The organism is Xenorhabdus griffiniae (assembly GCF_001028135.1).
Lineage (GTDB): Bacteria > Pseudomonadota > Gammaproteobacteria > Enterobacterales > Enterobacteriaceae > Xenorhabdus > Xenorhabdus bakwenae.
Map to the genome: position 1 here is coordinate 11,954 of NZ_LDNM01000087.1, position 23,276 is coordinate 35,229.

Consider the following 23,276-nt stretch of genomic DNA (forward strand, 5'->3'; position numbering starts at 1 on the left):
ATTTTATGTTAAAAATTGCAGATACCACCTTCCAGTCCCGCCTATTTACCGGAACAGGTAAATTTGCCAATGCAAAATTAATGATCGACGCGATCCGTGCTTCTGGCAGCCAATTGGTCACCATGGCAATGAAACGCATCGATCTCCACGGCAATAATGACGATGGCATTCTTGCCCCACTGCAACAGTTAGGTGTCAGACTGCTACCCAATACTTCTGGCGCTAAAACTGCGGAGGAAGCGATCTTCGCCGCTCGACTCGCACGGGAAGCGTTGGGAACTCACTGGATTAAATTGGAGATCCACCCCGATGTAAAATACCTGCTGCCCGATCCGGTTGAAACCTTAAAAGGAGCGGAACAGCTAGTCAAAGAAGGATTTATCGTTCTACCCTATTGTGGCGCGGATCCTGTCCTGTGCCGCCGCCTGGAAGAAGTCGGCTGTGCTGCCGTGATGCCATTGGGTGCCCCTATCGGTTCAAATAAGGGGTTACTGACCCGCGATTTTCTACAAATCATCATCGAACAGGCTAACGTGCCCGTGGTGGTGGATGCCGGGATCGGCGCACCGAGCCATGCGCTGGCCGCTATCGAAATGGGGGCGGATGCTGTGCTGGTGAATACCGCCATCGCGGTTGCCCGCCATCCCGTTAAAATGGCACAGGCATTCAAAACGGCCATTGAAGCTGGCGAACTTTCACATCAGGCAGGCGTAGCAAGCCAGAAATCTTATGCTGAGGCTTCCAGCCCCCTGACCGATTTTCTGGGGGTATTATGACAAACCGAACATTCAGCCAACGCTGGCAACAACTGGATTGGGATGACATCACCTTACACATCAACAGTAAAACATCGCGGGACATTGAACAGGCACTAAACAGTACTCGCTTGACGTTGGATGACTTTATGGCCCTGCTCTCCCCTGCGGCCCTGCCTTATCTTGAACCGCTCGCCCAACGCGCACAACAACTGACTCGCCAACGTTTTGGTCATACCGTGGGATTTTTTATCCCACTCTATCTTTCCAATCTGTGTGCCAACAACTGCACTTATTGTGGTTTTTCCATGAGCAATCACATTAAGCGCAAGACCCTCAATGAACAGGAGATTGAGGCAGAATGTCTTGCGCTGAAAAAACGGGGATTTGAGCATATTCTGCTGGTGACCGGAGAACACCAAAATAAAGTTGGCATGGCTTATTTTCGTCGCTATCTTCCCCTGATCCGCCGCCATTTCAGCTCTGTCTCAATGGAAGTTCAGCCACTGGCGCAAGAAGAATATGCTGAACTGAAAACATTGGGATTGGATGGCGTGATGGTCTATCAGGAAACCTACCATCAACCCAGCTATCAACTGCATCATCTGAAAGGCAAAAAGCAGGATTTCCACTGGCGACTGGAAACACCGGAACGCCTTGGTCGAGCGGGAATTGACAAGATTGGACTAGGCGCTTTGATTGGGCTATCCCACCATTGGCGAACAGATTGTTATATGGTGGCTGAACACCTCTTTTTCCTGCAAAAACAGTTCTGGAAAAGCCGTTATTCCCTCTCTTTTCCTCGACTACGTCCCTGTGCAGGCGGTATAGAACCCGCTTCTTTAATGAATGAAGCCGAACTGGTACAACTGATTTGCGCTTTCCGCCTATTGGCACCGGATGTAGAGCTGTCTCTGTCTACCCGTGAATCACCCTTTTTTCGTGATCACGTTGTTCCTTTTGCGATCAACAATATCAGTGCAGGTTCAAAAACCCAGCCGGGCGGTTATGCCGATGGACACCACGAATTGGAACAATTCGCTCCCCACGACAATCGTTCTGTTTTTCAGGTCGCCAAAGCGTTGATTAAATCGGGTTTACAGCCCGTCTGGAAAGATTGGGACAATTATTTAGGTCGATAATTTTTGGTAGACAGTTTTTATTTGGGTATGCTGCAATCGCGGCATACCTGCTTATAATGCGCAAAAATAGAATCATAATAGGTAAAAGAACCATTAATGTGCAGGAACATGCACATTAATGGTTATGATTAGTAGAGAGCTAACTTAAATCATGCAGGTGCTTTTTCAACGATGACGTGAGACTAAATTCTGAAAACCTCACCTGTAAGCCTTCACGTTCTGGTGAGCAGCACATCGCCCCGACAAAAATCCGCTGATTGCCAACGGCAAAAGGGGACAATCGCAGTAACGGCCATATCACGCCATCCGTGGAATACTGCAACCGGATAGCCCCATCATGGTAAGTCAGCCGTAACCAGAATTTCTCCGGAGTACCGGGAAAAATCCCCATGGCCCAGTCCGAACATCCATTTGTCAATACACTGCCGATGGTTGCCTGACCATCAGAATGTTCAACGCCCGCTTTTAGCCAATGTTGCTCATCCACCAATAACATCACACCAGCCTGATCATATAATTGTTCAAACTGGCCTTCGATACAAAACTGGAAGGTAAAACCTTCTTCAAGTTTAAAATCATCAATATAGCCACCAAATACATGACCACTATGACGCTGAAAACCATACCATGTATCACGCCAGAAATCGGTTTTATTGTCTGTCGTGACATGAAGTTCATTATCCTGACACCGCCATAAAGCAGGTTCATTCAACCAATAGCATTGCTGCAAATTCATCAATATTTACCCTGTTATTTCCTGGTGGGATTAACCAAACCATATCCCGCTAACAATGAAAGGGAAAGCACAGCTATACAAGCAAAAGCACCATGTAATGTTACCAGATGAGCCAAACCACCAATAATTGCCGGCCCAAGTAAAATCCCTGAATATCCCATCGTAGAAACGGCAGAAACTGCTAACGCATCAGGCATCACTTTCTGCTGACCTGAAGCGGTGAAAAACATCGGCGCCAAATTGGATAATCCCGCACCTATCATCAGGAAAGAAATGCCCAACTGAATTGGGCTGGTTGCCAGATAGATCAGCACAAACCCTGACGACGCCAAAATCGCACTACCTAAAAATACGCGTCGATATCCACATGCCGCAATGATCTTGTCACCTAAAAATCGTCCCGCCGTCATGGTAATGGCAAACAGCGTATAGCCAAAACCCGCCTGATGACTATTCATGTTATGCACACTACTTAATAAGATCCCGCTCCAATCCAACATGGAGCCTTCCATCAGGTAAACCACAAAACAAAGCGAACCAATCAGGATAACAATGCCGCGAGGTAAGGCAAAAAAGGGCGTTTCTTCTGTTTCGGCGTTATCCAGCATACCATTCCACGTTGGCAACAATAGCAGAATAACAAGCGCCACTACGACAATGGTGGCCTGAAATGGCGAGATCCCCAAAAACAACAATAAGCTGACCGTACCCGCTCCCGCAATTCCCCCCAGGCTGAACAATGCATGAAAGCCCGACATAATTGGTTGGTGGACTCTTTTCTCAATATTAACCGCATGGATATTGATCACCACATCTGTCGCCCCAATTCCCATACCAAATACAAACAAAGCGCAAGCCAGTGTCAATGGGGTAGAGAGCACATTTAGCCCCGGCAATATTAAAATAGCCAATAATGCGAAAAAGGTAAAAATCTTTCGGCAGCCAAAGCGAGTTGCCAACATTCCCGCTATTGGCATCATAATAAAAGAACCGATACCAAACACCAGTATCAGAAGCCCCATTGAACCATCATCCAGCCCAAACCGTTCCTTTACCAATGGGATCAGCGGTGCCCAACTGGCAATACTGAATCCCGCAATAAAAAATGAAACGCGCGTTGCTATAACAGGCTGCTTTATTGAAGAAACTGTATATTCCTCAGACAATTTGAATCCTCCAATCAATATCCTTCAAAAAACCATATCTTTTAAACCATACCTTTTAAACAATGCCTTCCGCCGGAACTGGCAGAAGGCATCAATTATGGGTCTTCAATAAAAAATCACTTTATATTTATTCCTGAAAACTGGGGAATATCCGTTAGCTTCTCAATAACACGGGAAGCCTGCTCATACTGCTCTGCTACCGACAATGCATGAGGCCAGGCATATATCCACGCAATACCCGCCTGCTTTGCCGCCGCAATCCCCAAATCGGTATCTTCAATCACCAACGTTTGCTGAACATCCATCTTTTTCAATTTCAGCATAGCCAAATAAGGATCAGGGAAGGGTTTAGTTCTTTCCACATCATCGCCAGAAATCAAAACAGGTGGTTCATGGAGATCCAACAAACTAAGATTGGCCAAACACACATTGCGCGGCGCAGTGGAAACAAACCCAAAGTTAGTACCATTTTGTTGCAAAGCCGCAATCAAATCAGTGATCCCCGGCCGCAAATAATGCGCAGACAATTTTTCTTGATAATGCAAAATGATTTTTTCGGTAATGTCTTGTTGCATTGATGGCGGAAGACCAACCTTATTTAAGGTTTCCGCCAGACTTAGCCCAATCAATTGCTGAGGTTGGATATCACTTAATTGAATATGTGTCTGTTCTTCCAATACGTTACCTGATTCATTACCTAATACATCAAGCAATACGTCAAAATGCAGTTGTTCACTATCGACAATAACACCGTCGATATCAAAAATGACATTACATCTATTCATCGCCATCGTCCTTCAAAATATTCACTTATTTTAGGTCAGAAATACGAATTAATACCTTACAGTTTGGTGTATTGAGAGGAACTTGCGTTTTCGATGCAATATCACAACCGACAGTAAGAAAAGCCTGTTGGTAATCTTTGAAATCAAAAATCTGGCTGATAAAACGCTTAACAGGGATTGCGCCGTCACGGATCATAGTATAGGCACGTTCAAAACTATTATTCAGCGAATCAATGGAGCCTATGACTGAAAGACTTTTATCTGCAATTTTCATAATGTCCAAATTGGCCTGTTTATCTTTCAGGGCAACATTTAATAATTTTCCACCCGGTGCCAGATGATCAAAAATATATTCAGTCAACTGCCCCGTTGTATCCACACATAAATCAATCAGGGCTGACGTATCACCATATTCCTGCATTAATGCTTCATTAAAGTCAGAATACAACTGGCATTCCGGTGGCAAATTATTTCTTGCAAACTGAATTCGGTTTTCATTCTTTTCAACCATAAAGGCTTTTACGCCCCGCTCATGCAGCGCCCAAATGTACAGCATCCCCATCGGGCCAGCACCTGCCACTGCCGCACGAATATTCGTGTGAGTGATCCCAAGCTTATCCACGCCGGTTATTGTGCAGCTTAGTGGTTCAGTCAATGAAGCCTCCTCCATACTGACATGATCATCCAGCTTGATAAGCAAATTTTCTTTTGCCAAATATTGCCCTGCGAAAGCGCCATCATAGGAAACCCCAGCTTCTGTTCCCAGTTTTCTCTCACAATGGTTAGGGCTGCCAGTCTGACACATCCGGCAATGCCCACAAAAGTAAGTCGGGTTGACGACAACACGATCCCCCGCCTGAAATTGAGTAACACCGCTGCCAATTTGGGATACCACGCCAGTGGTTTCATGCCCCAAAGTGGTGCCCGGAATAGCAACAGGATAAGCACCTGTGATAATTCCCACATCCGTGCCACAAATACCACACACTGCAATGTCAACAACAACATCATCGGGTTCAATACAAGACAAAGGTTCAACTTGCTGGATTTCAACATCCCAAGTTTGATGATATTTAAGTGCTAACATGATACAGCCTCCGTACGTACTTGTGCGCGGGTCGTTAATTCTGAGAACGTCAGATCCAGTTTATGGAGAATTTCTGCCAAATGTTCCTGTGTGCAAATCAGTGGAGGACGCACTTTGATTGCCCTGCCTTTACCATAACGGGAACCACGCAAGATCAAATGATGGCGGTTAGCCGTCGCGATCACCTGCGCGGCAAAATCTGGGTTTGGTGTGTCAAAGCCATACATATACCCCACCCCTCTCACTCCTGTGATCTCTGGATACCGCTCCTGTAATTTCAACAAACCATCACGCAGATGGGCTTCATTTTGTTGCACATTTTCCAAAACGTGATCATCTTCAATAATATCGATAATTTCGTTGAGGGCGACCAAAGAGAGCGGATTAGCACCAGACGTACTGGAATGTTCGAATGATTCCAGGATATCCAGTGAATGATGCATCAACACCCCCCCCGTTGGAATACCGATACCCCCCGCTCCTTTGGCGAAAACGATGATATCTGGCTCCAGCTCTTTGGCATAACCCGTCGATGCGAAGAACGTACCAGTGCGACCAAAACCTGTTTGTACTTCATCCGCGATAATGATGATGCCATGCTGACGACAGATTTCTCTGAGTTTCCGGTAGAAAGCCACAGGGAAAACCATGTTGCCGCCATTTCCCTGAATCGGTTCAATAATCAGACAGGCAATATTGTCATTAGAGCCTAATTGAATAAATTGTTCTAAATCGACAAATTGTTCTTCACTCGGCTGTGATTGCCCTGCCAAGACACTGGCTGGCGTAGGAATTTTTATTGAACCATCAATATTGATATGGAAGTCTTTAATCCTGAATGCATTGCCAGAAATTTGTGCGGTTGCAAGAGATTGTCCATGATGTGCAAGAAAGAGTGAAATAACGCCTGAGCGTCCCGTTGATTTTTGTGCTATGCGGATAGCACATTCAACCGCACCCGATCCAGAAACATCTCGCAACCAGATGCGATCGACGCCTTCAGGTGTATATTTAATTAATTTACTCAAAATATATTGTGACATTTCACGGGTATAAGCCGAACTCAAATGGGTACATCTATCAATCTGTTGTTTGAGTTTTTCTGTAATCCGATCATTCGTATAGCCGAGCGGCAAATTAAACGTTCCCGATGCCGCATCAATATATGTTTCACCATCAATGATCAAGTAAGGGCCATGACCAATAAAACGAGAAAGCATGCTTTCAAGATGGTTTCTATTTTCCATAATGACTCACCACTATTAGTTATATTAAACAATAAGTTAGGTTTAACAACAAAAAATACCGACTGTGATGAGACTAGATTATGCTCATTAAAATTTTATTTCGATCACATAAATGCCATAAAAAACATTATGCAAAATTAAAATTTAATTTAAATTTTTAAAATCATACAGTTATTTATTAATACTTATTAAATGTATTAAACACAGAAAAAATCACGTTTAAAAATTAGCAAGTTAAACCCCCAATCCCATCATTCGCATTAATTTCCGGGCCTGTTGAATGGCCTCTTGTCGATGAGCAATTCCCATTTTTTGGTATAAATTACGTATATGCGTTTTTATCGTGGTTGCTGCCACATCCAGTTCTGTCGCAATTTGATCGTTACTGTAACCAGAATAAATTAACCCCAGCACCTGCCATTCACGCTGAGTGAGTGGACTATTACGGATAAGCTCAGGCACGTCTGGATGAGTGAGTAGTTGTTCTACAAACGTTTCGTCAAAATGGGCAAATTTATGCCGGTGCTGTCGATTGATTTCCCGGAGAATACGCTGGGCTCTATGCTGTTCCATTTCAGGCAAGATATTCAGTTGGATAAGCTGGCGCAATTGCAAAGCCATCAACTCACCTTCAATAACAAAATGGCTGATGAACCCTGTGCAGTTAGCCAAATTCAACGCTTCCATCAACACATCCTGAGCCTCAGCCTTACGTCCAAGCTGCCAATAAAGCAAATTACACAACAGAAGATTACGATTCAAATCGCTGACCAATGCCAATTTTCTGGCATATTCATTCAGTTTCACCAGAATAGATTCAGCTTCCTCATGCTGATCCAGTAAGATTTTAGCCCGTGCAATATTGCGCCATTGATTTTGATTGAAATGGTTACAAAAGCTCTCTGGTTGCTCTGCCTGTACCAACCATTGAGTCAAGGAATCACTATCTTCTAAAGTCTGCCAAATAATGACTCGCAACTCGTCAGTGTTCGTTCGCCAATCGCGGTGATACTGCCCATTACTCAGTAAATTTTCACAACGGGTCAAGTAACGGCGAGCGTTATCAATATTACCCCGGACCAAAGAACATTTCGCCAGTTGGGTAAGACATTGTAATTGCTGCTGTGGCTGGTAATTGTCCAACACTTCCAACCCTTGACGCGCCACCTCTTCTGAGTCATCAATTCTAGCCCAACACCACAAAAGTTGTGAACGTATCCTCAGCAAAAACTCATGCATTGGCAACTGTTCCAAATGCTGCTCACGGATTAAATCAAAAGCATGGGATTGGGTATCATAAGCCGCCTGCAAATAACCTTGTGCCAGTAAAATTTCACTTTGTTGCAATAACGCCCATAAAGCATAGTGATAAACATGACAAAGGCGGGCAAGCTGCTCCGTCTGCTTCATTAATGTCAATGCACTGACCAACTGACCATTGCAATGCAATACTTCCCCTTTTACTGACATCGCTACAATACGACCATATTGATTATTTGGCAGTAAGTTCTCCAACGCCTTTTCGGCCAACGCCTCAGCATCGGCGGGCCGTCCATCATTCATCGCCACTTGGGCTCTCAGAGCATCAAACTCTGCCAGCAATTCCGGTTCGATGGCGATTTGCTTCTGCTTTAGTGATTGCTCTGCCTGATTCAATAATGCATTGACCTCATAGTAGCGATGCTGGCTTTGTGCCAGCCACGCTTGCAACAGTACCAGGCGAGGACTTTCCAGCAGCTGTTCATACGGCAGTGCATTCATACACTCTCCCAACAGGGAAAGTTTACTGTGGTTAAATAACTCCCAGGCATGTTGCAACAAAATATCCCGTAACAAAATAGTATCTCCCGCTGCCAGGGCGTGATGAATAGCCTCCCCGGGATATCCCTGCATCAGCCATCCTTGCACGGCGGCTCGATGTAATTCGGGCAATTTTGCCGCCATTTCCCATTGGCAACGTTGGCGAAGAAATGAAGCAAACAAAGGGTGAAAGCAGAACCACTCACCAGAATCATCCATTCGCTGAATAAACAACCCCTGCCGCTCAATGTCTTCCAGACGTTGCTGACCGTTTTCTTCTCCCGTCAGGCAGGTTATCAGCCCATCATTCATGGAGCGCAGGATAGAACTATGCAACAAGAAATTCCGCGTCTTCTGATCTACTCGGTTTAAAACTTCATCTACAAGGTAATCAGCAAGATGGCTGGCATTAATTCCCGCAAGGCGCTTTGCTGAACTTTCAGTCGTATTACCGGATTGACGGGCAGAAAGGGCAATCAGTTGCAAGGCCGTTGCCCACCCAGCTACGTCATTACATAACTGTTCGCAGTGTTCAGGCTCCAATGGATTGGCTAACCGCTTGGCAAAAAATTGTTGTGTTTCCTGATAATCAAAAGCCAACTGCTGACTATCAACCTCCAATAACTGTTCACGCACGCGTAAGTTGGCAATTCCCAACGAGGGCAAATGGCGTGATAGCACCACTAATGTTAAATTTTCGGGTTGGTGGCGGAGAAAAAAGCGCATTGCTTCATGAATAATCCCATTCACGATCAGATGATAATCATCAATCACCAAAAAAATCGGTTGCTGCCATTCGTTAAGCTCAATAAATAACTGCGCAAACAGTGTAGATAAGCTGGCATATTGATGTTTCTGGGCCAGTATCTCACTTTTCACACAGTGTCCCTGCGTTGCCTGCTGAATGGCCGCAATCAGATAGCTCGCGAAACGTTCTGGCTGGTTGTCACTATCATCAAGAGAATACCACCCTAGATGATCCTGTCCGGCAGCCCATTGTGACATCAAGGTCGTTTTGCCATACCCGGCGGGACTGGTTATCAATACCAGTCGATAATCCTGAATTTCATTGAACTTTTCCAACAGACGCTCCCGCATAACCATATTATTGAGTCGAAGGGGGCGACTGAGTTTCGATGGGATAAGCATTAAATTTCTCCCCTCACACGCAATGAATAAAAGCAACGAATAAAACTGATACCTGAATTCTGTTTGACACGATTAAGTCACTTACACATTAACATTCCTTTACGACCAACAAATGTAGAGAAACGCCCATCTTTTGCAAACAAGTTGATTAATTTCATTGTGTTAAATTGCACCTTGTCACATTCTTTGGGTGCAACCTTGCTATTTTTCTATGAAATTGCGAAAAAGCTCGAAAGAAATAGCTACGCCCTTGCGCTCCTCCCTGCGAATATTTTCACGGGATGATGTTTCCCAAGCCACTAACCTTCAGCATATCCCTGTAAATAATTATCTAAACTTTCCTCAGTCAGTGACAGGATGCAACGCCATGCAACTATCCACATTAAAATCATCGACATTAAATCAAGAACCCACATTAGATAAAAACCCGAAACTCGATAACGCTTTATTTCAGGCCGCACTCACACGCCAGTGGCAATATTTCGGTCTCAACGCAGCTCAGGAAATGACGCCACATCAGTGGTGGCAGGCCATTAGCGCAGCCGTATCAGAATTACTCCCCCTATCCCATCAGCAAAACCGTGCCAATCCATCCTCTGACAATCAACGCCACGTGAACTATATCTCGATGGAATTTCTGATAGGCCGACTGACAGCCAACAATTTATTGAATCTTGGTTGGTATAACGATATTCAGTCTTATCTGGCAGAAAATGGCATCATTTTGAGTGACGTGCTGGAAGAAGAAACCGATCCCGCATTGGGCAATGGTGGGTTAGGAAGGCTAGCAGCCTGTTTTCTCGACTCAATGGCAACGCTCAATCAACCTGCTATCGGGTATGGTCTCAATTATCAATATGGTCTTTTCCGCCAATCCTTTGAAAATGGGCAACAAATTGAAACACCTGATAATTGGGAACGCGAGTCCTACCCATGGTTTCGCCATAACACGCAATTAAAAGTCAGCGTCAGTTTTGGTGGCGAAATCGTGACAACGGCCGATGGTCATGAAACCTGGGTTCCCGCATTTAGCCTGATTGGTGAAGCCTGGGATTTACCCGTGATTGGGTATAATAATGGGGTAACCCAACCACTTCGTTTGTGGCAGGCAACCTACGATACCCCCTTTGATCTGTCACTTTTCAATGACGGGCAGTTCCTGCATGCCGAACAACAAGGCATTGAAGCCGCCAGTCTGACCAAAGTTCTCTACCCGAATGATAATCATCAGGCAGGTAAACGACTGCGCCTGATGCAACAATATTTCCAGTGTGCTTGTGCCGTGGCAGATATTCTGCGCCGCCATCAGCAGGCAGGGCGAAAAATAGAAGCGCTAGCACAATACGAAGTTATCCAGCTTAATGATACTCATCCCACTATCGCAATCCCTGAAATGATGCGTCTTCTGCTTGATGAATACCAGTTAAGTTGGGAAACCGCATGGGAAATCACAGGAAAAACTTTCGCCTATACCAACCATACTTTGCTGCCAGAGGGCCTGGAACGTTGGGATGAACAATTGATGAGTGCACTTCTGCCACGCCATCATCGCATCATCCAGGAAATCAACCGACGCTTTAAAACAACCGTGGAACAAATTTGGCCTGATAACCGACAAATCTGGGAAAAATTGGCAGTTATCCATGACAATCAAGTCAGAATGGCTAATCTGTGTGTTGTCGCCTGCTTTGCCGTCAACGGGGTCGCAGCCCTGCATTCATCCTTGATCGTGACAGATCTGTTCCCTGAGTATCATCAACTGTGGCCAACTAAATTCCACAATGTGACTAATGGTGTCACTCCTCGTCGTTGGTTAAAACAGTGTAACCCTGCACTCTCTTCATTAATTGACCAAACATTAGGCCATGATTGGGTAAATGATCTGGCTGCCTTAGAACAAATCGAATCTTATGCCGATGATTCAGCTTTCCGCGAAACTTATCGCACGGTTAAGCAAGATAACAAAATTCGCCTGTCTAACTATGTCAATAAGGTCATGGGGCTGAAAATTGATCCTAACGCCATTTTCGATATTCAGATAAAACGTCTGCATGAATACAAACGTCAACACCTGAACCTGCTCCATATCTTGTCACTTTATCGGCAAATTCAGGAAAATCCGGCCTTAGATATTCATCCTCGTGTTTTCCTGTTCGGTGCCAAAGCAGCGCCCGGTTACTATCTGGCTAAAAACATCATCTCGGCCATCAATCATGCCGCTGAAAAGATCAATCATGATCCAATCGTCCGTGAACGCATCAAAATTGCTTTTATCCCCGATTACAATGTTTCCGCTGCGGAACTGATGATCCCAGCGGCTGATGTATCAGAGCAAATCTCTACCGCAGGTAAAGAAGCCTCCGGTACAGGCAATATGAAGTTAGCCTTAAATGGCGCACTCACTATTGGAACACTGGATGGTGCGAATGTCGAAATCGCCGAACACGTCGGAAATGACAATATCTTTATTTTCGGCAAGACCGTGGAAGAAGCTAAGGCTTTACTGAACAGCGGATACAATCCGCAAGATATCCTTCAGCAGGATCACCATCTAAAGGCTATCCTTGACTCTCTCGCCAAGGGTGAGTTCAGTCATGGAGATGCGCACGCGTTTAATCTTATGTTACATAGCCTGACTGACGGCGGTGACCCTTATTTAGTGCTGGCTGATTTTGCCTCTTATTGCCACGCCCACCAGCAAATTGACACTCGATATCGCGATGCCCAAAGCTGGACACGCAGTACTGTACTCAATACCGCCCGAATGGGTAACTTTAGTTCTGACCGCGCTATTCAGGATTATCAACAACGTATCTGGCAAACTAACTAGGGGTTTTGTATGGAAAAAAAATGCCTCAATGATTTGGCAACTGAGGCCGGCATTGTCAGCGAATATATTAATGCCTATGGGAAACCTCAGGCGATCCCTGCTGAAATCAGGTATCGGATATTGGAAGCCATGAGTACAGATATACCGGTCGGGAGGCCGGTTTCTCATTTACGCGCCTCCCCCTTACCCAATGTTAAGGTGGTTATTCAGGAACAAAGAATAATCCTGCCTCTGGAGGATACAAATAATTACCAGTGGCAGATACACACTGAACAAGGGCAGATATTTCAGGGTTACTGCCAACATCAGCTCACGTTGCCTGCCAATCTCCCCCTGGGATACCACACGCTGAACTTGATATCGGAGGCGAAACCAGAAACTGGCGCTTGGCAATACTCGACACAACTTATTGTTGCCCCTAAACGTTGTTACGAACCCGATGCCATAACACGTGGAGAAAAACTTTGGGGGGCTTGTGTCCAGCTCTATACCCTGAGATCAGAAAATAACTGGGGAATTGGTGATTTTGGCGACCTGAAATATATGCTGCAAGAACTGGCACAGCGTGGTGGGGCCTTTGTTGGCCTGAACCCTCTTCATGCCATCTATCCGGCAATGCCTGAAAACGCCAGCCCTTACAGTCCGTCTTCCCGCCACTGGCTCAATATCATCTATATTGCTGTAAATCAGATAGACGACTTTAATTGTAGCGCCGAAGCACAAAAGTGGTGGCATTCAGCGGAAACACAATCCAAACTCCAGCAAGCCCGTCAGGCAGAATGGGTTGATTACACCAGAGTAATGTCTCTAAAAATGGCTGCATTGCATCTGACTTATCCGCAATTTAAGCGCCGCTCTGGCGATGATCCCCAACAGATCGCTTTCCAACAGTTTGTGACCAAAGGAGGCAAAAATCTTTATTATCAAGCTGTTTATGATGCCCTACACCATAAGTTATATGGGGAAAATAATGTCTATTGGGGCTGGCCTGTATGGCCGGAAGAATACCGTGAACCAGAAAATGACGCGGTTAAGGCATTCTGCCATTCATATCCACAGGAGATAGCGTTTTTCCTTTGGCTACAGTGGGTAGCTGATACCCAGCTTGCTGAGTGCTTCACTACCAGCCAAACCCATCACATGCCAATTGGTATTTACCGTGATCTTGCCGTCGGTGTTGCACAAGGGGGTTCAGAAACCTGGTGTAACCGAAGCATCTATTGCACTAAAGCATCCGTCGGAGCGCCCCCCGATATTCTGGGACCACTGGGGCAAAATTGGGGACTTCCGCCAATGAATCCCCATGTATTAAAAACTCAGGCCTATCAACCTTTCATTGAATTATTGCGCAGCAATATGCGTCATTGCGGTGCATTACGCATCGATCATGTGATGTCACTGCTCAGACTCTGGTGGATACCACAAGGAGAAACTGCCGACAAAGGCGTTTATGTCCATTATCCGGTTGACGATCTGCTGGCAATATTGGCGTTGGAAAGCCAGCGCAATCATTGCCTGGTGATAGGCGAAGATTTAGGTATTGTGCCAGAAGAAATTGTCGATAAGTTACGGGACAGGGGTGTTTATTCCTATAAGGTATTTTATTTCGAACGCAATGAGCAAGGTGAATACCGTTCTCCCGATGAATATCCCGAGCAAGCGATGGCAACCATTACTACCCATGACTTACCTACTTTACGCGGATTCTGGCAAAATAAAGATTTAACCTTAGGAGAAGATATCGGTTTATACCCCGATAAAACTCTTCTTGTTGATTTATATTCGGAACGTAAACGCTGCAAGCAAGCGTTATTAACCAGTTTAAACCGTCACGGCTATTTATCAGTAGAATCGCTCAAGACAGATATCTTCTCCTCGTTGCAGGGAACGGCATCACTGAAACAAACAGAATATCCGATGTCACATGTTATAAATCAAAGCATACACCGCTATATAGCTCATAGCGCCTGTGCCTTATTAGGATTACAACCTGAAGATTGGCTGGATATGGAACACCCCGTTAATATTCCTGGCACAACAGAGGAATATCCCAACTGGCGACGAAAACTTACCGCAACATTGGAAACTATGTTTGTGGATGCTCATATCAATGACTTGTTACAAACAATCGGAGAGTGCCGAAAACAGGGTTAATAACTTACTGAGCTAACAGCTATACTCGATAAACTTCAAGTTGCAAGACGACGCGAAGCCTTATATTTCCCCGCTGCGCGGGGAAATATAACACGCATCTTGAAGTTGGATTGGTATATATGTAGCCAAGTAGCCAGAAAACGCCCCAATCATATATAGCTAAATATGATTGGGGGAGAGGATCAGCCTTTCACGCCTCCCGACGTTAGCCCACCGACTAACCAACGTTGGGCAAGTAAGAAAACCGCCGTGATAGGGATAGCAGAAAGCACAGCCGCAGCAGCAAAATCCCCCCAGAGATAGTTCTGTGGGTGAAGATATTGCTGCATTCCCACTGCCAGCGTGTAATTGTCCACATCACGTAATAATAGAGATGCAACAGGTACTTCGGTAATCACGCCAATAAACGACAAAATAAATACGACAGCCAATATAGGTACAGAGAGTGGCAACAGTATCAAACGGAAAATTTGCCACGATGTCGCCCCATCCAACATAGCGGCTTCTTCCAGAGAACGATCTATCGTTTCGAAATAACCTTTTATCGTCCATACATGCAGAGCAATTCCGCCCAAATAGGCGAAAATCACACCACCGTGGGTATTGAGACCAAGAAAAGGAATATATTCTCCCAATCTATCAAACAAGGCATATAGTGCCACCAAAGAAAGTACCGCCGGAAACATTTGAAAAATCAACATCGCTTTGAGTAAGGTACTTTTTCCACGAAAGCGCATTCGAGCAAATGCATAAGCACACGTCGTTGATAATGCCACAATGCCAGCGGCAGTAATCAAGGCAACCTTGACAGAATTCCAAAGCCATTGCATGACCGGAAATGGGGGAAGCATGACGTGTCCATCAGCAGACTCCACGCTATAACCAAGTGCCAGCTTCCAGTGTTCCCATGAAACGGTGTCTGGAATCAGGTTGCCCGTAGCAAAATTACCCGGACGCAAAGAAATAGCAATGACCATCAGCAGAGGAAACAAAATCGTGGCAATAAAAGCCAGCATTAATACATGTGTTCCCCATACCCGCCATCGTTGCGATTTGGGTTGTACCATCGCCATCTTCTTTTCTCCTTAATCAAATTTCATGCGGGCAGTTTTCAAATTGATGATGGCTAATGCACCCACCAATAAGAAGATCAATGTTGCAATTGCTGCGGCCAGACCAAAATCCTGCCCACCACCACCTTCAAATGCGATACGGTAGGTATAATTCACTAAAAGATCGGTATAACCCGCTGGAGTCGATGTACCAATATGATCAGGTTTACCCGTGGTTAGCAATTGAATCAGGACAAAGTTATTAAAATTAAAAGCAAAACTGGCAATCATCAACGGCGTTAATGGCTTAATCAATAATGGAAAAGTAATTTTGGTGAAATTCTGCCACGGCCCTGCGCCATCAAGTGCTGATGCCTCATAAAGATCATCAGGGATAGATTTCAGCAAGCCCATGCAAAGAATCATCATATAGGGATAACCCAACCACATATTTACAATAATCAACATGGTTCGAGCCAATGTCGGATCTGTAAACCAATCCGGTTTAAAACCAAACAACCCATTTAGCACCAGATTAATTTCACCAAAACTCTGGTTAAACAAACCCTTGAAAATCAGAATGGAAATAAACGAAGGAACAGCATAAGGTAAAATAAGCAGTACACGGTAAATCACTCGTCCCTTAAGCGCTTCCCACTGTACAATGCACGCGAGAGCCATCCCCAGGGTAACCGTCAATGCCACGGTCGCCAGGGAGAAAACCATTGTCCAGACAAAAATGGACAGAAAAGGTTTTTGGATACCTTCATCCTGTATCACCCGTAAGAAGTTTTTCCAACCGATAGAAACCGTAAATCCAGGACTTAACGTTTCCTTAGTCCATTCTCCTTCAACATTAATGGATTGGTAGAACCCTGTATCCATATTCGGCTGGTATCGTATGCCAGTTTGTTTATCGGTCAGTGTAATCCCATCTTCATCAAGGGAATAAAGAGGGTTTATAGCAGAGAACTGACGTAAGGAACTCATTCTCAGTTTACTGCCATCAGGAAGAACGACTACCAATTGATTCAATGCCTGCCGATATTGCGTAATAGTACGTAATGTCGCAGCATTGCCTTCAAATTTTTTCTCCTGTTCATGAAGAGACAGAATAATTTCTTCCGTTCCCGCAAGAGAAAAAGGCTCAGATACTAATAAGTGGGTGCTATCAGGAGCGCTCAAAGCCAAAACCCACTGTTCAGATACCGGATAGAGTTTGAAATTAAATGGTTCCCCTGTCTGATAGTGGCGACTCATTAATACCGTTTGAGCACGTTCAAAAGTTAACTGGTTGGTATTACTGTAATTTGTAAAAGCAATAGCAATCGTGCAGATAAGCGGAAACAGTATAAATATCCCTATTCCAGCAATCCCAGGATAGGTATAGCGCCAAACATATGCTTTCCGGTTAGAAAAAACATAGATACCGCTTCCCAGTAATACCAGTGTCACCATAGCAAACAGGTACTCTCCCTGTGCATACATCAGCACAACCAGATAACCTGTAAAAAGTAGGCAAATACCTACAGCAAACCATTTCAGGGCAGGATGCTGCCACCATACTGTTTTTTCTAATGTCGCTGACATCTTGCACTTCCTGTTACCAACAATTGTGACTATCCAACATCATCACAATAAGAGCTAAGGCTCCTTAAACTCAGGAGCCTGTCACTCGTTTATTTTGTCATTCTCGCTTCAGCATCATTAAGGGCAGCATCTATTGTCTGACGCCCACTGACCGTGTTAAGAACAGCGCTACGCATTGCGTACCAGAAACTACTCATTTGGGAAATATTCGGCATAATTTCGCCGTTTTGGGCATTTGCCATCGTGGCCGCAATACGTGGATCTTTCGCCAGGATCTCCTGATAGGATTTCAAAGCCACCGCTCCCAGTGGTTTATCTTTGTCCATCGTTGCCAACCCTTCATTGGTAAGCAGATAATTTTCCAAAAATTCTTTGGCTAACTCTTTATTAGGACTGGCCGCATTAATTCCCGCAGTTAAAATGCCAACAAAAGGTTTAGAGGGTTTTCCTTTAAAGGTTGGTAATAGGGTAACACCGTAATTGATCTTACTTTTATCGACATTCGCCCATGCCCAGGGACCATTAATCGTCATTGCTGCTTTACCTTTATTAAAGGCAGCTTCAGCGATGGAGTAATCGATATCGGCATTGAGATGTTTATTTTTGACTAAATCAACCAGAAATTTCAGCCCCGCTTTAGACCCCGTATTATTCACTCCGCTGTCTTTAACATTATAAGTACCGTTCTCTGCCTTGTAGGCATATCCACCATCAGCAGCAATCAGCGGCCAAGTAAAATACGGTTCCTGCAAATTGAACATCAGTGCACTTTTATTTTGCTTTTTCAGCTCATTATCCAAGGCAGGGATTTCTTCCCATGTTTTAGGCGGAGATTTAATCAAGTCTTTATTGTAGATAAGAGAAAGGGCTTCAACTGCGACAGGGTATCCTACTAATTTTCCGTCATAACGAACGGCATCCCATGTAAAGGGAAATAGCTTATCAATAAATAACTTATCAGGCGTGATTTCAGCAACTAACCCTGACTGTGCATAGCCACCAAAGCGATCATGTGCCCAGAAAATAATATCCGGCCCATCTCCACTGGCTGCAATCTGGGTATATTTCTCTTCCAGTTTGTCAGGATGCTCAACGGTGACAGGAATCCCCGTTTCTTTTGCAAATTTCTCACCAACCTGTGCCAGTCCGTTATAACCTTTATCACCATTGATCCAAATGACCAACTTTCCTTCTTCCGGTTTTGCAAAAACCGAAGCAGACAATACACATGTTGTTAAAACGGAAAGCATCAGGGTACGAGTCCCTACTTTTAAAATTTTCTTGGTCATCATTCCGCCTTTTTCATTTGTTAGTTCAAGATAATTATCTTTGTTACATCACGATAAAATGGCACCAGTGTGCAATCAATGTAAAAAAGACTCATCCTCCCTAGTCCTACGCCTCATACCGTACGAGTGTGAACTGGCTTACAAAAATAATTAAAATCAGTACGTTAACATCAAGTCAGCATCCTTTTTTGCGATTTAAATCACATCTTACCTGACAATTTTCTTCTTTCTTTCTCAATCGTATTAATCTCGTCCTCCTGACTCCTCCACCACTAAAAATTCTGGGATGGAGGATTTTCGCGCCTGTTATTTTATACACAATCCAACCATCAGTTTTTCAGTAAGTTTCTCGCTGCGACAAATAGAAAACGAAGACGAATCGGAAACGAACAAAAAACTGAGGTGGCAAATCCGAGGGAGGGAACAAATGTCTAGCGTCACATTCCACAATGTATCTAAATCATATGGTGAAACTGTCATCTCCAAAGATCTTAATCTTGATATTCAGGAAGGGGAATTCGTCGTATTTGTCGGCCCGTCGGGATGTGGGAAATCGACATTGCTAAGGATGATCGCAGGATTGGAAGACGTTACGTCCGGTGATTTGCTGATAGACGGAAAACGAATGAATGATGTTCCACCCGCCAAACGCAGCATCGGCATGGTTTTTCAATCTTATGCGCTGTATCCCCATCTTTCTGTTGCAGACAATATGTCATTCGGCATGAAGCTGGCGGGTGTCAAAAAAAGCAATATCCACAAACGAGTGCAACAAGTTGCAGAAACCCTCCAGCTTGCCCATTTACTGGAACGCCGTCCTAAGGCACTGTCCGGCGGCCAACGCCAGCGAGCCGCCATTGGCCGAACTCTCGTTGCTGAACCCAATATCTTTCTGCTGGATGAACCGCTTTCTAATCTGGATGCGGCTTTGCGTGTACAGATGAGAATTGAAATTTCACGTCTACACAAACGATTACAACGTACAATGGTCTATGTCACCCATGATCAAACCGAAGCCATGACTCTGGCAGATAAAATTGTGGTTCTGGATGGGGGCAATATTGCTCAGGTCGGTAAGCCACTTGAAATTTATCACTATCCTGCCAATCGCTTTGTCGCAGGTTTCATTGGTTCACCGAAAATGAATTTCCTGCCAGTCAAAGTCTCCGCGATTGCTGTTGATCAGGTACAGATCATCCTGCCTAACGGTCAGCCAGTCTGGTTGCCAGTTGAAAGCAAAGGGCTAACTGTCGGTAGTAATGTATCTTTGGGAATTCGCCCCGAACATCTTTTGCCTAATGATGTAGCCGATGTTACGTTAGAGGGGACAGTACAGATCGTGGAACAACTGGGGAACGAAACTCAGATTCACATCCGCATACCTGCCATTCATCAAAATTTGGTTTACCGCCAACCTGATATTGTTCTCGTTAAAGAAGGTGCAGATTTCTCTATCGGACTCGCTCCCCACCGATGTCATCTTTTCCGTGAAGATGGAACTGCATGTCAGCGTTTACATAAAGAACCCGGAATCTAGATCCGCGGCTATAAAAAATAACAGGAGAATCATTATGCGTATATTGTCTCTCTCATTGGCTATGCTAACTGGTTTATTTTCGATGCAAGCCCTTGCTGTTGACTTCCACGGTTATGCCCGTTCAGGTATTGGTTGGACAGGTAGTGGCGGTGAGCAAAAGTGTGCCAAAGCCACTGGTGCAGCAAGTAAATACCGTCTCGGCAACGAATGTGAAACCTACGCCGAACTTAAGTTAGGGCAAGAGTTATGGAAAGAAGGGAATAAAAGTTTCTATTTTGATACCAATTTAGCCTATTCCGTCAGTCAGCAAAAAGACTGGGAAGATACAAGACCTGGTTTTCGTGAAGTCAACGTGAAGGCAACCAATATTATTGATTGGCTGCCTGGTTCAACACTGTGGGCGGGTAAGCGTTTCTACCAGCGTCACGATGTACATATGATTGACTTCTATTACTGGGATATTTCCGGCCCTGGCGCAGGATTGGAAAATATTGACCTTGGGTTTGGTAAGCTTTCCTTCGCGGTGACCCGTAATACAGAAGCAGGCGGTTCATACGGATGGATTAATAATAACCGCACGGAGGCCCCAAATACTTCAAATGACATTTTTGATATACGGTTAGCCAACTTACCTGTCAATGCCGGTGGCACACTAGAGTTTGGTATCGATTATGGGCGTGCCAATACACGTAAGGGATACCAGCTTGATAAGCAAGCATCCAAAGAGGGTGTGATGCTGACTGCCGAACATACCCAAAGCCTGTTAGGTGGTTTCAACAAATTTGTCTTACAGTACGCAACTGATGCCATGACTTCCAGCGGTAATGGGCGTGCCGAAGGTGCTAATGTGAATAATGACGGGCATATGCTGCGCATCCTGAATCATGGTGCCATTAGTATCACCAAGAACTGGGATCTCATGTATGCCGCCATGTATCAAGACATTGACCTCGACAATAACAATGGCAACACATGGTACACCGTGGGTGTCCGCCCAATGTATAAGTGGACTCCGATAATGAGTACCTTAATGGAAGTGGGTTATGACCACGTGAAATCACAACGCACTAAGGAAAACAATAACCAGTTCAAGGTCACTCTGGCTCAACAGTGGCAAGCGGGTGACAGCATCTGGTCACGCCCGGCTATCCGTTTATTTACTTCTTACTCCAAATGGAATGAAAAATGGGGTTATGACGGCAGCATTGCCGCCAAAGATACAGCAGCCCATCAATTCAGTCGTGGGAACAGCGATGAGTTTACATTTGGTGCCCAATTTGAGGCTTGGTGGTAATGAAAAAGCAATTACTCTCACTTTGTCTCAGTGCCCTGCTCTGCAACTCAATTCCGGCGAGTTATGCTACATCAGATACTGCACTGTCTGACCCAGCAAAACCAGGCATAGAGACAACCAATTCTGCCCCAACGTTGTCTTTGCCAACCTTGCAGAAATTACAGTGGCAGCCCATTAATACTCATAGCACACAGACTCTTATTCTTGATAGCACATCACAGCAGCTTAATGATGGTCATATCCAAGGTGCGGTAGCCACATTTGCTTTACCGGCCAATCAGGGTTCATTGGAAATCACTCTGAACAGTCTGATAAAAGATAAGCAAGTATACTCACCGAATGTTTTAGTCTTTGATGAACAACTCCACCCTGCGGCTTTCTATCCAAGCCACTACTTCCACTATCAACAACCGAGTATTATGTCCACCGATAGACTTGAGGGTGTGTTAAAGCTGACACCGGCATTGGGACAACAACGAATTTATTTGCTGATTTATACCACCCGTTCTGATTTACAAGCTTCGACACAAATGGTCGATCCTGCTAAAGCTTATGCTAAAGGTGTCGGTAATTCTGTGCCAGATATTCCAGATCCGATCGCTCGCCATACAGCAACAGGTACATTAACGTTAAAAGTACAATCAGAAAGCAATGCAGGCAACGTTCTGATAGGCCAGGTATTTTCTCCACCTGCACCTAAACCGATCACAGTTGGTTCTACACAAACAGTATTTACATCACCGATAAGAACAACCCCGGCCGATGTACCACAAACTACTGCCCCAGTAGTTAAACCTGTACTGAACGACACCGAACGGTATTTCAATGACGCTATCAAAAGAGCGATTAACCATGGTGATGTTGATAAGGCATTGAAACTATTAGATGAAGCAGAACGACTTGGGTCTCCAACTGCACGGGATACTTTTATCAAGACGATAAAATACAAAAAATAAATTTATTCATCAAATCATTATAGCGAGATATTTAACTTAAGAGCCTAAGGGAATAGGCTCTTAAAAGATATACGCGATAAACTTCAAGTTGCAATCCACAAGACGACGCGAGGCCTTATATTTCCCCGCTGCGCGGGGAAATATAACACGCATCTTGAAGTTGGATTGGTATACTAGTTCATTATCCTTATCAGATGAATTTTCATTGCATAGAATTACTAACATCATATTTACTTAAAGTAATCCATAAACCCTTTCTTATTCAGATAATCCTTTATTTTTACACGGAATTTATAAAACAAACATATAAACATTAGTAACAGTAAAATACCCAAAATCAACCTAGGAATTATTAATGAAAATATAATGCAGAATAAAATCCCTATGGAAAGTAATGAAACAATAGCTTCCTTCATGGCAACCTTAAATATCCATGCAAAAAACCTGATAATGCACTTTATAATGTTATAAAAAACTTCCAATATTATTCCCAGGAAATCCATCACATCTATCCTCAGTAAAAAATATCATATTAGAGTATTCTCTTGCTATTTATAAATTAAATGATTTTACATCCTACATTCAATTATCGTGATATTACGATAAAGCCGAATTGGAAAAACAGATCAACAGCGCCAAGCAAGCCAGGGCAACCGCATGAATGATCAAATAACATTCAGGTTAGAAAATCCTGCTTGTAATACCTG

16 protein-coding genes are annotated in these 23,276 nt (G+C 44.4%); 7 read left to right on the forward strand and 9 right to left on the reverse strand.

Translation table 11 applies throughout. The annotated features are described in order from the left end of the window. Nucleotides 1–5 precede the first annotated feature (5 nt). The gene (locus AAY47_RS15525) at nucleotides 6–776 is read left to right on the forward strand and encodes a thiazole synthase (protein ID WP_047771037.1); all 771 of its coding nucleotides are present in this window, start codon (nucleotides 6–8) and stop codon (nucleotides 774–776) included. After that, entirely contained in the window at nucleotides 773–1,897 is a 1,125-nt protein-coding gene (thiH, locus tag AAY47_RS15530; protein ID WP_047771038.1) for a 2-iminoacetate synthase ThiH, read from the forward strand. Before AAY47_RS15525 ends, thiH begins: the two co-directional genes overlap by 4 nt. Nucleotides 1,898–2,036: 139 nt before the next feature. Here the strand turns inward: thiH and AAY47_RS15535 are convergent, their stop codons facing one another. The 6 genes from AAY47_RS15535 to malT form a co-directional block, all read right to left on the reverse strand. Further along, nucleotides 2,037–2,633 (reverse strand): DUF1349 domain-containing protein, encoded by a 597-nt coding sequence (locus AAY47_RS15535; protein WP_047771039.1) that lies wholly within the window; start codon nucleotides 2,631–2,633, stop codon nucleotides 2,037–2,039. Between the two features lie 14 nt (nucleotides 2,634–2,647). Beyond that, a complete protein-coding gene (locus AAY47_RS15540) occupies nucleotides 2,648–3,799 on the reverse strand; it encodes an MFS transporter (RefSeq protein ID WP_047771040.1) in 1,152 nt (383 codons plus the stop codon). Between the two features lie 116 nt (nucleotides 3,800–3,915). Next, entirely contained in the window at nucleotides 3,916–4,584 is a 669-nt protein-coding gene (locus AAY47_RS15545; RefSeq protein WP_047771041.1) for an HAD family hydrolase, read from the reverse strand. Between the two features lie 25 nt (nucleotides 4,585–4,609). Next, on the reverse strand, nucleotides 4,610–5,671 hold the full coding sequence (locus AAY47_RS15550) for a zinc-dependent alcohol dehydrogenase (protein ID WP_047771042.1): 1,062 nt from the start codon (nucleotides 5,669–5,671) through the stop codon (nucleotides 4,610–4,612). After that, complete coding sequence (locus AAY47_RS15555) at nucleotides 5,665–6,918, reverse strand: aspartate aminotransferase family protein (RefSeq protein WP_047771043.1); 1,254 nt, start codon at nucleotides 6,916–6,918, stop codon at nucleotides 5,665–5,667. The genes AAY47_RS15550 and AAY47_RS15555 overlap by 7 nt, the downstream gene beginning before the upstream one ends. Nucleotides 6,919–7,152: 234 nt before the next feature. Beyond that, a complete protein-coding gene (gene malT, locus AAY47_RS15560; protein ID WP_047771044.1) occupies nucleotides 7,153–9,867 on the reverse strand; it encodes an HTH-type transcriptional regulator MalT in 2,715 nt (904 codons plus the stop codon). Nucleotides 9,868–10,234: 367 nt separating this feature from the next. Here malT and malP point away from each other — a divergent pair, with 367 nt between their 5' ends. After that, the gene (gene malP, locus AAY47_RS15565; protein WP_047771045.1) at nucleotides 10,235–12,697 is read left to right on the forward strand and encodes a maltodextrin phosphorylase; all 2,463 of its coding nucleotides are present in this window, start codon (nucleotides 10,235–10,237) and stop codon (nucleotides 12,695–12,697) included. A gap of 9 nt (nucleotides 12,698–12,706) precedes the next feature. Next, nucleotides 12,707–14,851 (forward strand): 4-alpha-glucanotransferase, encoded by a 2,145-nt coding sequence (malQ, locus tag AAY47_RS15570; RefSeq protein WP_047771046.1) that lies wholly within the window; start codon nucleotides 12,707–12,709, stop codon nucleotides 14,849–14,851. A 182-nt stretch (nucleotides 14,852–15,033) separates the two neighbouring features. On the opposite strand, the gene malG is transcribed toward malQ, so the two are convergent. The 3 genes from malG to malE all read right to left on the reverse strand — a co-directional run bounded on the left by malG (nucleotide 15,034) and on the right by malE (nucleotide 18,782). Then, nucleotides 15,034–15,924 carry a maltose ABC transporter permease MalG gene (gene malG, locus AAY47_RS15575; RefSeq protein ID WP_047771047.1) on the reverse strand — a complete coding sequence of 297 codons (891 nt, stop codon included), beginning with the start codon at nucleotides 15,922–15,924 and terminating at the stop codon, nucleotides 15,034–15,036. Nucleotides 15,925–15,936: 12 nt separating this feature from the next. Continuing rightward, the gene (gene malF, locus AAY47_RS15580; RefSeq protein WP_047771048.1) at nucleotides 15,937–17,493 is read right to left on the reverse strand and encodes a maltose ABC transporter permease MalF; all 1,557 of its coding nucleotides are present in this window, start codon (nucleotides 17,491–17,493) and stop codon (nucleotides 15,937–15,939) included. Between the two features lie 89 nt (nucleotides 17,494–17,582). Beyond that, nucleotides 17,583–18,782, reverse strand: coding sequence for a maltose/maltodextrin ABC transporter substrate-binding protein MalE (gene malE, locus AAY47_RS15585; RefSeq protein ID WP_047771049.1), 1,200 nt, complete (start codon nucleotides 18,780–18,782; stop codon nucleotides 17,583–17,585). Between the two features lie 427 nt (nucleotides 18,783–19,209). Between malE and malK the strand changes: the two genes are divergently transcribed. From malK to malM, 3 genes are read left to right on the forward strand one after another with little or no spacing between them, the layout of a single operon-like run. Next, a complete protein-coding gene (gene malK / locus AAY47_RS15590; RefSeq protein ID WP_047771050.1) occupies nucleotides 19,210–20,319 on the forward strand; it encodes a maltose/maltodextrin ABC transporter ATP-binding protein MalK in 1,110 nt (369 codons plus the stop codon). A 34-nt stretch (nucleotides 20,320–20,353) separates the two neighbouring features. Further along, nucleotides 20,354–21,613 (forward strand): maltoporin, encoded by a 1,260-nt coding sequence (locus AAY47_RS15595; protein WP_047771051.1) that lies wholly within the window; start codon nucleotides 20,354–20,356, stop codon nucleotides 21,611–21,613. After that, nucleotides 21,613–22,569, forward strand: a complete 957-nt coding sequence (gene malM / locus AAY47_RS15600) for a maltose operon protein MalM (RefSeq protein WP_047771052.1) — start codon at nucleotides 21,613–21,615, stop codon at nucleotides 22,567–22,569. Before AAY47_RS15595 ends, malM begins: the two co-directional genes overlap by 1 nt. Nucleotides 22,570–23,276: the final 707 nt, after the last annotated feature.

Bases quoted from the DNA above. Each gene is read 5' to 3' on its own strand.
- AAY47_RS15525 (WP_047771037.1), top strand. From the start codon at position 6: ATGTTAAAAATTGCAGATACCACCTTCCAGTCCCGCCTATTTACCGGA.
- thiH (WP_047771038.1), top strand. From the start codon at position 773: ATGACAAACCGAACATTCAGCCAACGCTGGCAACAACTGGATTGGGAT.
- AAY47_RS15535 (WP_047771039.1), bottom strand. From the start codon at position 2,633: ATGAATTTGCAGCAATGCTATTGGTTGAATGAACCTGCTTTATGGCGG.
- AAY47_RS15545 (WP_047771041.1), bottom strand. From the start codon at position 4,584: ATGAATAGATGTAATGTCATTTTTGATATCGACGGTGTTATTGTCGAT.
- AAY47_RS15550 (WP_047771042.1), bottom strand. From the start codon at position 5,671: ATGTTAGCACTTAAATATCATCAAACTTGGGATGTTGAAATCCAGCAA.
- AAY47_RS15555 (WP_047771043.1), bottom strand. From the start codon at position 6,918: ATGGAAAATAGAAACCATCTTGAAAGCATGCTTTCTCGTTTTATTGGT.
- malT (WP_047771044.1), bottom strand. From the start codon at position 9,867: ATGCTTATCCCATCGAAACTCAGTCGCCCCCTTCGACTCAATAATATG.
- malP (WP_047771045.1), top strand. From the start codon at position 10,235: ATGCAACTATCCACATTAAAATCATCGACATTAAATCAAGAACCCACA.
- malQ (WP_047771046.1), top strand. From the start codon at position 12,707: ATGGAAAAAAAATGCCTCAATGATTTGGCAACTGAGGCCGGCATTGTC.
- malG (WP_047771047.1), bottom strand. From the start codon at position 15,924: ATGGCGATGGTACAACCCAAATCGCAACGATGGCGGGTATGGGGAACA.
- malF (WP_047771048.1), bottom strand. From the start codon at position 17,493: ATGTCAGCGACATTAGAAAAAACAGTATGGTGGCAGCATCCTGCCCTG.
- malE (WP_047771049.1), bottom strand. From the start codon at position 18,782: ATGACCAAGAAAATTTTAAAAGTAGGGACTCGTACCCTGATGCTTTCC.
- malK (WP_047771050.1), top strand. From the start codon at position 19,210: ATGTCTAGCGTCACATTCCACAATGTATCTAAATCATATGGTGAAACT.
- AAY47_RS15595 (WP_047771051.1), top strand. From the start codon at position 20,354: ATGCGTATATTGTCTCTCTCATTGGCTATGCTAACTGGTTTATTTTCG.
- malM (WP_047771052.1), top strand. From the start codon at position 21,613: ATGAAAAAGCAATTACTCTCACTTTGTCTCAGTGCCCTGCTCTGCAAC.